This is a genomic window from Anaerotruncus colihominis (assembly GCF_010206195.1).
Lineage (GTDB): Bacteria > Bacillota > Clostridia > Oscillospirales > Ruminococcaceae > Anaerotruncus > Anaerotruncus colihominis_A.
In genome coordinates this window covers 152,101-167,048 of record NZ_VIQT01000009.1, presented here as the reverse complement: position 1 = coordinate 167,048, position 14,948 = coordinate 152,101, and the positions used below count along the sequence as shown (strand labels likewise).

Annotated in this window: 17 protein-coding genes; all 17 read right to left on the bottom strand. The window is 53.9% G+C overall.

Annotated features, from left to right (window positions below; genetic code table 11):
- Positions 1-486, bottom strand: a complete 486-nt coding sequence (gene nusB, locus FMM72_RS04935; RefSeq protein ID WP_162220768.1) for a transcription antitermination factor NusB — start codon at positions 484-486, stop codon at positions 1-3.
- 105 nt (positions 487-591) lie between these two features.
- Positions 592-966, bottom strand: a complete 375-nt coding sequence (locus FMM72_RS04930; protein WP_160208755.1) for an Asp23/Gls24 family envelope stress response protein — start codon at positions 964-966, stop codon at positions 592-594.
- Between the two features lie 473 nt (positions 967-1,439).
- Positions 1,440-1,985, bottom strand: a complete 546-nt coding sequence (locus tag FMM72_RS04925; RefSeq protein WP_160208756.1) for a SpoIIIAH-like family protein — start codon at positions 1,983-1,985, stop codon at positions 1,440-1,442.
- 101 nt (positions 1,986-2,086) lie between these two features.
- Positions 2,087-2,671, bottom strand: coding sequence for a hypothetical protein (locus FMM72_RS04920; RefSeq protein ID WP_160208757.1), 585 nt, complete (start codon positions 2,669-2,671; stop codon positions 2,087-2,089).
- Positions 2,668-3,162, bottom strand: a complete 495-nt coding sequence (locus FMM72_RS04915; RefSeq protein WP_160208758.1) for a hypothetical protein — start codon at positions 3,160-3,162, stop codon at positions 2,668-2,670. Before FMM72_RS04915 ends, FMM72_RS04920 begins: the two co-directional genes overlap by 4 nt.
- 34 nt (positions 3,163-3,196) lie before the next feature.
- Positions 3,197-4,543 carry a stage III sporulation protein AE gene (locus tag FMM72_RS04910; protein WP_162220767.1) on the bottom strand — a complete coding sequence of 449 codons (1,347 nt, stop codon included), beginning with the start codon at positions 4,541-4,543 and terminating at the stop codon, positions 3,197-3,199.
- A 19-nt stretch (positions 4,544-4,562) separates the two neighbouring features.
- Complete coding sequence (locus FMM72_RS04905; protein WP_160208760.1) at positions 4,563-4,952, bottom strand: SpoIIIAC/SpoIIIAD family protein; 390 nt, start codon at positions 4,950-4,952, stop codon at positions 4,563-4,565.
- A 1-nt stretch (position 4,953) separates the two neighbouring features.
- On the bottom strand, positions 4,954-5,151 hold the full coding sequence (gene spoIIIAC / locus FMM72_RS04900) for a stage III sporulation protein AC (RefSeq protein ID WP_006875388.1): 198 nt from the start codon (positions 5,149-5,151) through the stop codon (positions 4,954-4,956).
- A 30-nt stretch (positions 5,152-5,181) separates the two neighbouring features.
- Positions 5,182-5,694 carry a stage III sporulation protein AB gene (locus FMM72_RS04895; RefSeq protein ID WP_160208761.1) on the bottom strand — a complete coding sequence of 171 codons (513 nt, stop codon included), beginning with the start codon at positions 5,692-5,694 and terminating at the stop codon, positions 5,182-5,184.
- The gene (locus FMM72_RS04890; RefSeq protein ID WP_160208762.1) at positions 5,679-6,635 is read right to left on the bottom strand and encodes an ATPase, T2SS/T4P/T4SS family; all 957 of its coding nucleotides are present in this window, start codon (positions 6,633-6,635) and stop codon (positions 5,679-5,681) included. Before FMM72_RS04890 ends, FMM72_RS04895 begins: the two co-directional genes overlap by 16 nt.
- A 399-nt stretch (positions 6,636-7,034) precedes the next feature.
- The gene (locus FMM72_RS04885; RefSeq protein ID WP_180322883.1) at positions 7,035-8,192 is read right to left on the bottom strand and encodes a THUMP domain-containing class I SAM-dependent RNA methyltransferase; all 1,158 of its coding nucleotides are present in this window, start codon (positions 8,190-8,192) and stop codon (positions 7,035-7,037) included.
- A 149-nt stretch (positions 8,193-8,341) separates the two neighbouring features.
- Positions 8,342-9,040: a hypothetical protein gene (locus FMM72_RS04880; RefSeq protein ID WP_160208763.1), complete on the bottom strand. Its 699-nt coding sequence runs from the start codon at positions 9,038-9,040 to the stop codon at positions 8,342-8,344.
- Positions 9,041-9,253: 213 nt separating this feature from the next.
- Complete coding sequence (locus FMM72_RS04875) at positions 9,254-10,861, bottom strand: NAD(P)/FAD-dependent oxidoreductase (protein WP_162220766.1); 1,608 nt, start codon at positions 10,859-10,861, stop codon at positions 9,254-9,256.
- 54 nt (positions 10,862-10,915) lie between these two features.
- A complete protein-coding gene (locus FMM72_RS04870) occupies positions 10,916-12,229 on the bottom strand; it encodes a CdaR family protein (protein WP_160208765.1) in 1,314 nt (437 codons plus the stop codon).
- Positions 12,219-13,112 carry a diadenylate cyclase CdaA gene (gene cdaA, locus FMM72_RS04865; RefSeq protein WP_160208766.1) on the bottom strand — a complete coding sequence of 298 codons (894 nt, stop codon included), beginning with the start codon at positions 13,110-13,112 and terminating at the stop codon, positions 12,219-12,221. The genes FMM72_RS04870 and cdaA overlap by 11 nt, the downstream gene beginning before the upstream one ends.
- 447 nt (positions 13,113-13,559) lie before the next feature.
- On the bottom strand, positions 13,560-14,705 hold the full coding sequence (locus FMM72_RS04860) for an aminotransferase class V-fold PLP-dependent enzyme (RefSeq protein ID WP_162220765.1): 1,146 nt from the start codon (positions 14,703-14,705) through the stop codon (positions 13,560-13,562).
- The gene (locus FMM72_RS04855; RefSeq protein ID WP_034552862.1) at positions 14,702-14,935 is read right to left on the bottom strand and encodes a DUF3343 domain-containing protein; all 234 of its coding nucleotides are present in this window, start codon (positions 14,933-14,935) and stop codon (positions 14,702-14,704) included. The genes FMM72_RS04860 and FMM72_RS04855 overlap by 4 nt, the downstream gene beginning before the upstream one ends.
- Positions 14,936-14,948: the final 13 nt, after the last annotated feature.

Genomic DNA, 14,948 nt, shown 5'->3' with positions numbered 1-14,948 from the left:
CTATGCCTCCGCCGGCGCATCAAGCACTTTTTCAGCTTCTGCGCCGCCCTGATCGGCCATATCCTTCTCCTCGGACTCTGCCTGTTCAGTAGAATCCTTCCTGCGTACATATGCGCCAAGCACGCCGTTTACAAATGAAAAATCGTCGTCATTTCCGTATTTTTTAGCAAGCTCAACCGCTTCATTGATAGAAGCGCCGGCCGGCACTGTATCGACATGGTCGATCTCCCACAGGCTCAGGCGAAGAATCGATAACGCCACGCGTGACATACGATTAATCTTCCATTTTTTAGAATATGATGCAATCGCCTCGTCAAGCCACGGCAAATTGCCGCAAACATCGCTGGCCAGGCGGTATGCATAATCATCCACCTGTAAATTGCGGCCAATCGCCGCCTGCTCGATAATTTCGTCGATCGATTCGTCTTTAAACGAGCGTTCAAAAATCAGCATAAACGCCTGCTCGCGGGATTCGCTTCGCTTCATGTTGATCGTCCATTCCGCCGGCATACCGGCTGTGTTGTGTTATTTTGTGGGATGCGCAAGCGCCCGCAGTCCGACCCAATCATCGGACTGCCTTTCTTTTCCCTGTCAGGCGTCCAATACCGGCATCGGGTCGTCAAACACAATTCCGGCTATATTGATATTGACACGCGATACTGCGATCCCGGTCATATTCTGAACAGCTTCTTTGACGGCAGACTGAATTTTTTCGGCTGTCTTTGGGATATTGACGCCAGCTTTGATGTTGACATGGATATCAATCACAGCAACATCATCGTTTAAATCAATCGCAATTGGCTTGGCGGACTGTTTTTTAAGCAGCCAGCCGCGAATATTTGTTGTAAACGATGCAAGCGAAGCGACGCCCTCAATCTCCATTGTCGCATAGCGGGCGATCGTTGCCAGAACGTCGCGTGAAATTTTCAGATTTCCGGCCGACTGGCCATGGTCATGATTTTGCATATTCATTCTCCTTTATCAGACACGGAACAGACCGGGCTGTACAATTTTCAAGCAATCAATGCGCGCCGCCGAGGCAGGGCGGCGATGGATTAATCCCACAATATAGCGGGTTAACCGTTCTGTAGATATCATATCACAGCGGCAAGCTTTTTTAGGCTTGTCTGCCGCGAAACGGCATCGAAACCGGCAAAGCCGGTTTTGGCTGTGATGTAACATGCGCAGTCCGCGGCAAAGAGCGGGCGCCGCCAAATGACGGTCACAAACGGCTCTGCAGTTTTCCCTGCGCATATTATAGCATAAATTTTCCCGCTTTACAATTGCCTATTCCATACCGCGCCGCTATTTATTCAATATATAGATATTCAAATGGATTCCTATACCGTTTCAAGGCGCGTTTATGTAAAGCCAAGCGCCTCATGGACACAAAGCCGTGTCCATGAGGCGCTTTCAGATTACGCGGCAGCGGTAACGCACTAATTGATCTCCACAATGGAGATGTTCTCGACCGGGATACTTGTTTCTTTCAGAATGATATCCTTCATCTGTGAAACCTGTTCCGGCTGCAAGCCATCCGTCTTAACAACAACGTCTACGTTTTCTGTATCGTAATAAACCATACAGTCCTCAAAGCCCTTGGCCTTAATCAGGTTTTCAATCTTGCCTTCTGTCTCAATCGACTTGGCGATTTCCGTAGCCTTGAGCGCCATCTCGGCTTTAATATCTGGGTCCACTTCCGCGCTTGCCATCATGTTTTTGAGCGTTTCAACCGATTCATCGCGCGAACGCTGACGCGTGACCTTTGCTTCGGCGAAATACGCTTCACCGTCGATATCCTCAACCGTCGGGTCGTTTGCGTCGACCAACTGTGCGTCGCCGTAATTTTTGTCGCTTTCAATCGCCGAGGTCGCTGTGAGCGAGCCATCCGACTGCGCAAATTGGTAATTGATGTAAACCGCCAGTCCCAGGCCCACCACAAGCGACGCCAGGATAATCTGTTTTTTTCCAATGATCATATTCATTACGGGGGTTCCTCCTCTTGATTTGATATTGACAACTGCCGCCGCAGATCAGGGCCGTTTGAGGCAATTCAGCTCGCCCCGCAGCCCGTATGTCCGTTTCGTCATTTGCTGATTTTTGTGACGCAGACCCGGTTATATGGAACACCTAGGGCCGTTGCGACAACCTGTGTCACACGCTCCTGTACAATGGTGCTCGCAGCGCCCTCACACACAACGACGACGCCCTGCACCGTCGGCTGACGCTGTGTTTTTAAAAGCGCCTCTTTTTTACCGCTGCCTGTATCTACAACAATGTATTTCTGCTCCATATTCTGCTGCTGTGTTTCCCGCCGTACATCGCTGCCGTCATAGCTGTTTGTCTGATTGACATTCTGCGATTCTTCCACGGCATAAACATACTCGATACCGTTTTCGAGCGTCACCATCACCTCGCACCGCCCAACGCCATCAATCTTCCCCACAAGCTCCGACAACCGTTTTTCCAGATCCGCCACATACTCACCCGGGCTTTGCTGGGCTGCCCCAACGCTTGGATTTGGTTTTCCGGCGCCGGTTGGTACAACCGTTGACAGGAAAATCAGCGCCATACCGGCTATCCCGATAAATAGCAACGCCCGGCTCCGGTTCCCCTTGAAAAATGCGATGACCTGGTCCGGAATACGGACAGCCGGTTTGTTCCCATTCATGTAGTCACTCCTTTTTCATATCCGATCACAACGTTCACCCCCAGGCGCTCCATCAGCGCGCCGCGGATTTCCGTATGTCTGCTTTGGTACTGCTCATCGAGCTGTACCTCACACTCACTAATAGATATGCCTCCTTCCCCGTCCTCATGAATGTTTATGTAAATTTTGTTGGCCTGCACACCCATATCTGCAAGCGTTTTCATCGCCGCCAGCCGCACTCCCTCCGAAGCGGCCAGATTTGTTTGCTCATCGGCAGCGTCGGAAAGGCGCGCGGTTTTTTCGTCAATCCGCCGCTGCAATTCGCTCTGCGGGGCCACTGTTAAATCGATCGACGGCAAAGCGATCGGCGAAAGCAGGCACCCGAGAAAAAAGACGCTTGATGTGATATTGAACACGCGCTGCATACTCGATTTCGGCAGCGCAAGCTGTGCCAAGCCGCATGCAATCGCAGCCGCGCAAATACCAAACGCCCATTGTCTGATACCATCCAATATACAACACGCCCCTTTCTTTTATGACAGGCGCCTAAACGCCCGTTGAAACCATCAGCACCAGCGACGTTGAAATAACGAACAGCAGCGCAAAGCACAAAATGACGGCGATCAGCACACCGAGCGTCGCCGACGCGCTTTTCAAAATGGACGCGACCTGCTTGACGCCGAGCATCTCGCTAACGGCCGATGTGATATTGACCGTGAAATACCAGAGCACCGTTTGAAGCAGGACAGGCAGAAAGGTCAGCAAAGCCGCAAGAATACCAAACGCACCTACGGTTGTCTTTAACAGCTTCATATAGCCCTGCGTCGCCACAAAGGCGTCTGAAAGCGCGCTGCCCACCACCGGCACGAACGTGCCAATCAAAAACTTCGCTGTTTTGGACGCGACGGTATCGCTGCCGGAAGCCACCATCGTCTGGAGCGATAAAAGTCCGACAAACAAAGTCAGCAGTAGGCCAAGCGCCCAGCAAACTGTCGATTTGATCGTTTTGGCGACAGAAGTGATATCAATTCCCGGCGCGAGATTTCCAACAATGCAGAATGCTAAATAGATGCCCATCAAGGGCACCAGCATGTTGGCGGCAATTTGGCTGACCACCTGACACGCGGCGAATAGAAAAGCCGTATAGGTCGTCGCTGTGACCGCCTGGCCACCTACCGTGACGATCGATGAAAAAATGGGGATGAATGAAAGGATAAAATTTGAATAGTCGTGGATGGCGGCCACCGCCGTGGTGATGCAATCTGTGATTGGTGAAACGACCGCCGCTGCGATGCAGACAACCGAAACCGCCGTGAATACCGTCGAAAGCGAGCCTTCCCACAAGGAGGTTTTTAAACAGTCGAGCAGCGCGCACAGCAGCACCGTCCCGAGAACCGACGCGAACACTGTAAGCGGCGCGCGCAGACGTTGCATCACAAGCTCCCACACAGAGCCAAAGAACTTGGAAGGCGACAGCGTCAATAGCTGTTTATAATCAATCTCTGTGATTCCTGCGCCTTCCATCAGATTTTTTGCATCATCCGGAAGTTCCTCTAAAAGCTCGTCCGCGCCGACCGCGTCAAGCTGGGTCTTAATCCGTGTTTCCCCCGGGATGAGCGGCTGTGCGTCGATGTATCCGCCTCGCGATCCGCTGTCATCCGCTGCAAAGCCGCTTTCCGTACTGTTATCTGAAACGTTCAGGCCCATTTCAGATACATACCCATCTGTTTTTACAGGCTCGGCAGATGTTTCATATGAAGCCGCCGAACTGGACGCCTCCCCGCTTTGGCTGTATGCGTCCGTCTCCGATCCCTCCAGCGCGAATGCGGAAGGTACGGCCAAAAGGAGCAGCGCGGCCGCCGCACAGGCGGCCGCCATGCCTCGTTTCTTCATTTGGACCCCCCTCCTATTCTCATTGCCCGATCAGGCCGGAGGCGATATTCAAAATCTGTTCAAACAGCGGCAGGCTGATCAACAACACGGAGATTTTACCGGCCGCTTCCACCTTGGAGGCGATCGCACTTTCCCCAAGGTCGCGGCAGGCGTCGCATGCGATCTGGGTAATAAAGCATAGTCCAAGCGATTTGAACAGGACCTGTACATATTCCGCCTTCGCCCCTGTCTGCGCGAACAAAGCCTGCATCCGTTCGAACAGGGGCGCGGCCGCCGCGACAATCATGCCGAGGATCAGAACGCCTGCTGTCAGTGAAATGAACAACGTATATTCCGGGTTTTTCTGTTTAAGTACGGTACCAAGCGCGACCGCGACGACCGCCAGCCCGGTCACTGTCATCATATCCATTTTAGTAAAGCCCAAATACGCTTTTGACTGTTTCAAACAGCGTATTGATCTGTACAATGATCATCATTAACACAACAATTAAACCAGCAAGCGTTGTCATCATGGCCTGTTCCTCGCGCCCGGAACGGATCAGGACCTGGTTGAGCACCGCCACAATGATGCCAATCGCGGCAATTTTAAAGATCAGATCAACGTCCATCCGCGTTTTCTCTCCTTTCGGCGGCGTTCCTCAGATAAAAAAGATGATGACGAACGCGCCAGTCAATAGGCCCAGGGTCCGGTAAAGGCGGCCGTGCGTCGCGCTGCGGGCGCGAGCCGCATCCAACTGCATGGACAAAAGCGTCCGCGTATGCTCCAGGCTGGAAAGCTCTCCTTCCAACCCGCATTGTCCAAGCGTATCGGAAAGCCCTGCCAATATTTCGGCGTCCTCCTGGGAAAGCGCGCCGTGATACATAAGTGCCGCATCGCGCCATGCCTGCGGAAACGGCTTTCCACGGCGGCACAGAGACGCGCACGCCGGAATAAACGCCGCGCTTTCCGTTTCCCGCTCGTCCAGCTTTGCAACAGCCTCAGCCGGTGGAGCCAGGCTGTAGGAAAGCTCCGTCCCCAGCGACGACAGCGCCGCCAATGTCCGCTCCAATTCGCGGACACGCTCTGTCAGCGCGCGCGCAAAAGAAATGCCAATCGATGTTGTACAGATAATCACCAGGGCCATGCCTCCGATTTTCATGGCTGTATACATAATTCCTCCACCTTTCTGACCGCGAGAATCTGCGCCGGTTTATCCGCTCCCCTGAGCATTACAGCATAGGCAAACGCACCCGTTTCAAACAGCCGTCTGATCATCCGCTTGCGGCATAACTCCTCAAAACTTGCAGCGTGCACGGATGTTACAACCGCCACACCGCTGTTTGCAGCCGCCGCAACCGCTTCAATCTCCGCCTCCGTGGCAATCTCATCACAAATGATGATTTCCGGAGACAGATACCGGATCGCGATCTGAAGGCCCTTTGCCTTCGGATATCCAGCCAACAGGTCGCAGCATGGACCCAGGTCATTTTGAATCAGCCCACCAGAGGACGCGCCGATTTCGCCGCTCTCATCCACCACACAAACCTTTCGGTAAACGCCCGGTGTTCCCGATGAAAGCTGCCGTGCCAGATCGCGCAGAAGCGTCGTTTTGCCGCTGGCCGGAGCGCCTGCAAGCAGCAGGCCGCAAGGCCTGTCCAGAAAATATCCCCGTATCAGTTGGTCGGCGCAGCCGAATATTTCACGTGCCACGCGCAGGTTGACCGATGTGATATCGCGCACAGACGCTACAAGTCCGTCCTCCACAACAGCGGTCGCCGCCACGCCCGCGCGATGCCCGCCGCGCACCGCTATGTATCCGTCTGCCATCTCGCGCTGGTGGCTGTGAACCGCCCATCCACACAGCGATACAAAACAATCCTGCATGTCCGCTTTCGTCACAATAAACGCATTGAGCGCCGGACGTGGCGTAGTCCCGCCATTCTCGTCCACAAAGAGTATACGCGCCGATGTTATAAGTCCAAGCGGCCTGCCGACGCGCAGGCGTATTTCTGTGGTTTCCCGCTGCACATCGCCCGGAACGCGCGTCAGCACACGCCGCACATGTTCGCCAAGCGTTTGTACCGCGGCCAGATAGCGTTCATCATCTCTCATTTTATCACGTCCTTTTTGTTTATACCCCTATCTTATGAGCACGTCCTCGTTCCTAGAACAAAATGACAGAAGCTTTCCCAGTCAAGGACAAAAAAGAGGACGCCGCAGCGTCCTCTTCAGAGTGTCAAAGCAACTATTTTTTATAGATTGCTGAGCGCAATCTATAAAAAATTGGCCATCCGCGCCGTCCCCGGCGCGGGGCCGTTTGATTAAAATGCGCCTGCCCGCAGAGCGGGCAGATGCGCAAAAAAATAGTTGCAAAGCAACTATTTTTTATAGATTGCTGAGCGCAATCTATAAAAAATTGGCCATCCGCGCCGTCCCCGGCGCGGGGCCGTTTGATTAAAATGCGCCTGCCCGCAGAGCGGGCAGATGCGCAAAAAAATAGTTGCAAAGCAACTATTTTTTATTTTGACAATGGGCCGGCTTATCAAAATACATGTACACTTGACATTTGATCATACCGTTATACAATTTTCGACGGCGTGTAGCCGGACGCCCAAACAGGTCCTCAAAGCCGTCGTCCGGGCTGATGATATAATAGCTGAATCCGTCGCGCCTTGGAAAGGAAGCGCCAAGCGTGCGGGACAACGCCTGCGCCTCCTGTTCGCCGAGCATACGCTCCCCATACGGCGGATTTGCCAGCACAATACCACTGCGCCCCTCGGGGAGCTGCGGCGCAAAATCCGCGACATTAGCCTGTACAACATGAACCCGCCCGGCCACGCCGGCTTTTGCCGCGTTTTCACGCGTCAGGCGCACCGCCTCCGGGTCGATGTCGGAGGCGAATGCCTCGAACGTCGCGTCGCGCCGTACCTGGGCGGCCGCGTCGCGACGCACTTCATCGAACAGGCCGTTTTCAAAACACCGCCATCCCTGCGCGGCAAACCGCCGCCGGATCCCTGGCGCGATATTGAGCGCGCGCAGCGCCGATTCAATCACGAGCGTCCCGGATCCGCACATCGGGTCGAATACAAGCGAATCGCCGCGCACACGCGCGAGATCGACGATGCCGGCCGCAAGCGTCTCCTTGATCGGCGCGTCGTTCGCGTTGGCGCGGTATCCGCGTTTATGCAGGCCGGGACCGCTTGTATCAAGCACAAGCGTCACCTGGTCCTTATGGATTGAATATTGGATTTGGTAGAGCGCGCCTGTCTCTGCAAACAACGCTTTGTGATAAACGTTTTCAAAGCGCCGGACAACAGCGCGTTTGATGATCCTCTGACAGTCCGACATGCTGAAAAGCTTCGAATTGACCGACCAACCCTTGACCGGAAAGCAGTCGTCCTCCCCGATAAAACGTTCCCAGGGCAGTTCAGCTGTCTGGTCAAACAGCTCGGTAAATGTCTCCGCCCGAAAGCTCCCCATCACAATACCAACACGCTCGGCTGTACGCAGCCATATATTCGCTTTCGCCACCATTGAAAGATCCCCATCAAAGGTGACGCGGCCGTCTGTCACTACAATATTCTCTCCGCCCAGCTTTTTGACCTCAAACGACAATACGCTTTCCAAGCCAAACAGACAGGGACACATCAGCGTTACTTTTTCTATCATCAGCTTGTCCTCTCCTCCGGCATGCCGCGCCGCGCAGCGGCACGGCTTCCGGCACCTATTCGCCCGCTCCATGGAGCGGGCGAGCAAGCGCTCACAGCCATATTTTTATCCATCATATCACAGTTTCTCCACAAATCCAAGCATCTGTCTCACGATCTCAGCTTTTCACCAAACGCGTAGGCGCTCTGCATAGCAGCACTTCGCACAGTTTCGGACACAGGGCGACTTGGCTCCTGACGCACTTCGCAGTAAAAGTCCGCATTCTTTCCTGTCAGGCGGACGAGGCTGTTTGCAGCGGTCTGTGTAGGTGTGCCGCCTCCCGGAAATGACACGGTCATCAGCCGTTCCATTCCCGCCATCTTCAGCGGGAACAACGGGCTACCGTAGCAAGCGGAAAAATCGCACAGGCGCATCCCCTCCAATGCGACCGGTTCAGCGTCTCCCCATGGACAGAGCGCGGCCAAAAGTGCAGCCTGTTCATTTCCTGTAAGCGGCAGAACCTTGAGATTCCACGCATTGGAATGTAGTGAATCTGAATAAATAACGGTCACGCCTGTCGACACATCAACACAGTTGACCGCAAAATCGCAGACCGCCAGCCGGTCAAACAATCCCGCTTTTTCAAGCTGACGCAGCCCTGTTTGTGGCGAACCGCTGCAAAACAGATCCATCTGTTTATCTATTTCCTCCAAAGGTATTCCACGCGACCAGAGCAATGACGGTACCGCTGCCAGTGAAGTCGCTGACAGCATCGTGATCTCTATAGAACGCTTTTGCAGGAGCGCGGCAAATTGATGCGCGGCGGCCGCGCACGCACCGCTCCCTGAAAATGCGACGCCGATTTTCATGGCGGACCTCCTCGGGCTATGCCGTACATCCGGCCAAACCGCACGCGGCAGCCCCATTCATCAGACTGTCCGCCGGACGGCTTCAAATCTGTTTCGCATCCTGCTCCCCTGGAATTTTCAATGTGAAAGATCTATCGCGGGAGATACAAAGCATGCTCCTGAAAAGGCCCGGCGGATATTACCATCGTATGCCGCAGCTTCGTCCTTTGACCATCAGCGCAAAGCCGGCCGGCCATATACCGCCATGAGCGCGAGCGCCGCGCGCAGGCCGTCCACGGCGGCGCTCATAATGCCGCCCGCATATCCGGCGCCCTCGCCGCACGGGATCACCCCCACCGCATTGGGCGCATAAAAATCCATACCGCGCGGTATGCGTACCGGCGATGAGGTGCGCGTTTCCACACCTGTCAGCAGCGTATCCGGCGCGTCAAACCCCGGCAATTTGCGTCCGAAAGTCCGCAAGCCTGTTTTCAGCATTTCAGAGATAAAATCCGGAAACAGAGCGCCGAAATCGCAGCCATGGACACCGCGCGCATATGTCGGTTCCACACGGCCGATACGAAGTCCCGCCCTTCCATCCAGAAAGCTCTTTGCATCCTGCGCAGGCGCGCCATACCCATGGCCGCCCGCTGTGAAGGCTCGCCGCTCGAGCTCCTGCTGAAAACGCATACCGTCAAGCGGAGCCGTACCAAAATCATCCGGCGTCACAGAGACGGCCAGCGCAGCGTTCGCATTTGTTCCATTGCGCGCAAAATCACTCATCCCGTTTGTTACGACCATTCCCTCCTGCGAAGCGGCTGGTACGACCACGCCGCCAGGGCACATACAGAATGTATACACGCCGCGCCTCCCGCCTGTGCGATACGACAATTGATACTCGCCGGCCGGGAGGGCAAAATGGCCTGCATATTCTCCGTATAGGCCGCGGTCGATCTCACTTTGCAAATGTTCGACGCGCACGCCGACAGAAAACGGCTTGGGCTGTAATACCAATCCGCGCCGCAAAAGCATTTCAAATGTATCGCGCGCGCTGTGTCCTGCCGCCAGGATCAAAACGTCGGCCGGAACATCCCCCTGCATTGTCCGGACGGCGCGCAGGCGGCCGTTTTCAAGTATCAAATCGGACGCCGGCATGTAAAAACGAACCTCTCCGCCAAGCGATTCGATCTCGGCGCGCAGTTTTTTTACGACGCTGCGCAGACGGTCTGTTCCAATGTGCGGCTTGGCCTTATGGAGGATTTCCTCCGGCGCGCCGAAACGGACAAATTCCCGAAGCACCCACGCGCACTTCGGATCACCGATCCGGGTTGTCAGCTTGCCGTCTGAAAAGGTGCCGGCGCCGCCCTCGCCAAACTGTACGTTTGTATCAGGATCAAGCGAACCGCCGCTCCAGAACCGTTCCACACTGGCGACACGGCTGTCCATATCTCCGCCGCGTTCCAAAATCAGCGGCGCGTATCCGTTTTTCGCAAGCAGAAGCCCGGCGAACATCCCCGCCGGCCCAAAACCTGCAATCACTGGCCGGTAACTGAGTTTTCCTGGTCCGAACACTGCCTCCAGAGGCTCCTCTGTGCGCAAAACAACCTTTTTCCCCACAGCCCGCGCCCGCTTTGCCACACGCGCCTCCCCATCAGCGAGTGCTACCGAGACGGAATGAACGAACCGGATATCGCCGCGGCGGCGCGCGTCAAGCGATGTCTTTGCGATATATGCGCTCTGAACAAGCGATACCGGAATTTCCAGTATGTCTATTGCCTTTCGGATGGCTTCCTGTTGATCCTCCATCAAAGAGGTGATGATTGAATTGACGATAATCGCCATGCGTTTCCTCCTTGTGATGCACAAGGGCGCCCGGAAAGCCGGGCGCCCCGCATTTTATTTTTCCGTCACAGTCACAATCGCCTTATACTCGCCGGTTGCCCACACAAGCCCCTTGCCGGGGGCCGAGATACGAACCGGCATTTCTAGATACGTGCCGGGCGAAACCTCCTTTGAGGTCATGTCAATTTCCGCCACCAAGTCTGTGTTCGTCAGCGCCGCCATATCATCCGGGTCGCCGACCATATGCACATTTGAAATACTTGTCGACTGAATTGTTACCTTGTAATTGATCGGTACATTTGTCGATTTGATATTTTCAGCCGGGATTGTAAAATTGGCTTCCAACATCCCGTCCGTCAAAATCTCAACCCATACCGTATCGACTCCTGAAAGATTGCGGAAACCACGCGGGAGAATGCCGTCGTTTCCGTCAAGCGGGAACGGAAACAGGTGGTTGTCAGGCGTGATTTCACTGAGATTGATAAAACCAAGATCGAGTACATCATAGGAATCAATCAGCGTTTCGGGGCCGGCCACCAGCACGCTTGCGACAGAATACCGCTCCTCAAGCCGGTCGATTGGGAAATCGCGTGGCGTGTTAATGTACTCATAATTGAGCGGAAGCTCCTTCTTTTTATAGACTGGAACCGTAATGTCCGCCGTCTCGACGCCGAGGGTCAGGTGCTCCTTGGAAATCTCATTGCCCTCTGCGTCATATAGCATAATATCGCTTGTAACTGTCCTGCTCGATGTTAGCGGCTCCGAGAATGAAGCGGAGACCACGCATCGGTCAATGCGGTTGATATCGGCTTCGGGACCACTGATTGTAACCTCCTTGGGGCTGACAAGCGGTTCATCACGGTAATAATCCTCCGGGGAGGACAGGCCATCAATGCTGGTAATGAGCTGGAACGTTTCGCGCGCCTCCCGGTCGACACGGATACGTACTGTTCCGGGGTTGATTGCATCGCTTCCGTCAAGCTCAAATCCTTTTCCATAGCGGTCGCCCCTGCTGTAATTGCTTGTCACACCGCCAACAAGCGCCACATCATATGTCCCCGGCGCTGTGATACCGGAAAGATTGGCGATAATATCGACATCGGACGCGGCCACGGAACTTAATACAAGGCGCTCCGCCCGAATTTTGACATCAACGGTCGCAGTCTCATTATCAACGACAAACAACCCCATCGAATTAAGCACGTCGCTGTCGTCCTGAGAAACGGAAACCGGAACATCATGTACAGTCTTGCGTGAAATTGGCGATACATAAATGACGATTACAAGCCAAATCGCCACTGCAAGTACAAGTGACAGCAGCTTCATCAGATTTCTATTGTCGAGCAAACGGCCAAAATTAATCTTCATGCTTCTCATCCTCCTGCACGCTGCCCGTCTTTTTGGGGATGAAGCGATCCAACAACCGTTCAGACTGATCCGGGGTCTTTTCCGGTATCAATTCCGCCGTCAAATAATCGCGCAGATGCTCCAACGACAGGCCGCGGTCAAGCCGGCCGTTGCGGCAGATTGTAATAAAACCTGTTTCCTCTGAAACAACAACGACAATCGCATCGCTCATTTCGCTCATACCGAGCGCCGCACGGTGACGCGTGCCAAGTTCACGGCTGATTTCCTGATTATCGGAAAGCGGTAAAAAACATCCGGCGGCGTACAGCCGGCCGTCGCGAATAATCATGGCGCCATCGTGCAGCGGCGAATTCGGAAAGAAGATATTTCCGATCAGCTCCGCGGACGGATCAGAATCGATGATCGTCCCTGTCTTTATAATCTCGCCGAGCTTCGTTTCCTGCTCAATAACTACGAGCGCGCCGATCTTCTGGCGTGAAAGTGAAGCCGCCTCCCCAACGAGTGCGTCTATAAATTTTGTCCATTTCGCGCGTTCCTCCTGTTCGTTGACGCCAGATGAAAAAACCTGTAATTTTCCAATGCGTGAACGTCCAACCTGCTCAAGCGCGCGGCGCAATTCCGGCTGAAACACGATCACAAGGGCAAGCACACCGATCTGTAAAATGTTCTGCGTGATGAACTGCATCGCCCGCATCTCGAACACTTCCGACAGCAAATACAGCACAAGCAGCAGCGCGATCCCCTTGACAAGCTGTGCGGCGCGCGTCTCACGGACAAGCTTGATGCCCTGATAGATCAAAAATGTCATAATCAGGATGTCCAACACATCACGCCAGTTGATTGTGCTGAACGTCTCCGCGATATTGTACCAAAGCTCGGCCATATATTCATTCCCTTTCTGTGGTTCCAAACGCGCGGCCGAATTTCCCGGCCATACGTTTCCTTTTATATTTTATCATGTCCGCAAAGCGGCATGATAAAATTGGCCGTCTGGGCGGCAGCGGGCCGCGCCCGCGTATCGCCCTGGTCATGAAGGATAAAATAAACGCCCTGCGGTTATTTTATCATGTCCGCGAAGCGGCATGATAAAATTGGCCGTCTGGGCGGCAGCGGGCCGCGCCCGCGTATCGCCCTGGTCATGAAGGATAAAATAAACGCCCTGCGGTTATTTTATCATGTCCGCGAAGCGGCATGATAAAATTGGCCGTCTGGGCGGCAGCGGGCCGCGCCCGCGTATCGCCCCGGCCATAGAAGGATAACGTAAATGCCCTGCGTTTATTTTATCACATATCCACAGTAAATCAATCTTTTTTTGGCAGTCATATTTTCTCTATTTAGCCGCCGCGATCCGGCGAACGGCTTCACAAAAAGAGACTCCTTGTTCCACTGTGTTGAAAGCGCCAACACTCAGGCGCGCCGTTCCGCCTTCGATCGTTCCATATTTTTTATGCGCATCAGGCGCGCAGTGCAGTCCGCCGCGCAGTGCAAAGCCGGCCGAATTGAGCTTAGCGGTCGTCTCCTCTGACGATAGACCTTCAATATTAAAGCTTAACACCGCCGAACTGGTCCCATACTGCGGTGCAGGTGTATAAAGCTTCACACCCTTTATCTCCTTCAGCTCATCATAGATACAGCGTGTGATATAAAGTTCGCCGTGGGCAATCCGTTCCATCCCACATGATGAAACAAAATCGATACCAGCGCCAAGCCCCAGGATTCCAACCGTATTAAGCGTGCCCGATTCAAAGCGATCCGGCATAAAATCCGGCTGGCCGTAATCAAAGGACGCGCTTCCGGTTCCTCCCTCGACGAGCGGCACAAGCCGTTTTCCATGCGATGTAATCAAAAATCCGGTTCCGGACGGTCCATACAGTCCCTTATGACCCGCTGCACAGAGAAAATCAATCCCCATCTTCTGCATGTCAATTGGTTCTGTTCCTGCTGTCTGGGCGGCATCAACAATCAGATACAGCCCATATTGGCGCGCCAACTGCGCAAGCTGTGTGATAGGCAAAATTATTCCAAACACATTCGAAGCATGTGTTACAATGATTGCACGCGTATTGGGACGGATCAGCGAACGAAAGGAAGCTATGGTCTGATCGCTGTCAAAAGAAACGCACGCTGAACTGTAGGTGATTATACCGCGTGTCGCAAGCGTATGCACAGGGCGCAGCACGGAATTGTGTTCAAGATCAGAGATAATCACATGGTCGCCAAAACGCAGAAGCCCTTTGATCACAGTATTGAGCGCATAGGTACAGTTCTGCGTGAACACCACGTCCTCAACATCCTTCGCGCCGAAAAAACCTGCGATCTTAGAACGCACCTCAAATACCTGCTTTGCCGTTTCAACCGAAAGGTCATGTCCTCCACGTCCCGGATTCGCGCCATAACGTGTCAACGCAGTATCCACAGCATTTTTTACAACGAGCGGTTTTGGAAATGTCGTAGCGGCATTATCAAAATAAATCATTGGGGCTTCCCCCTCTTGATCTCGGAGATTTTTACCCCCGCCGCCTCCAGTATGGAAACCGCACGCGATACATCCCCCTGCACGCGCAGTCCATACCCGCAGCCTTCACGGCTGTTTGGAAATGGATTGCGCTCCACATATGCCGAAATCCCGTTGCTTTCCAAAAGCTTCTGCCCTTTCATCGCATAGGTGATCGAGCGCACCACCAAAATGGAATTTTCTATTGCCATAAAAAGCTCTCCC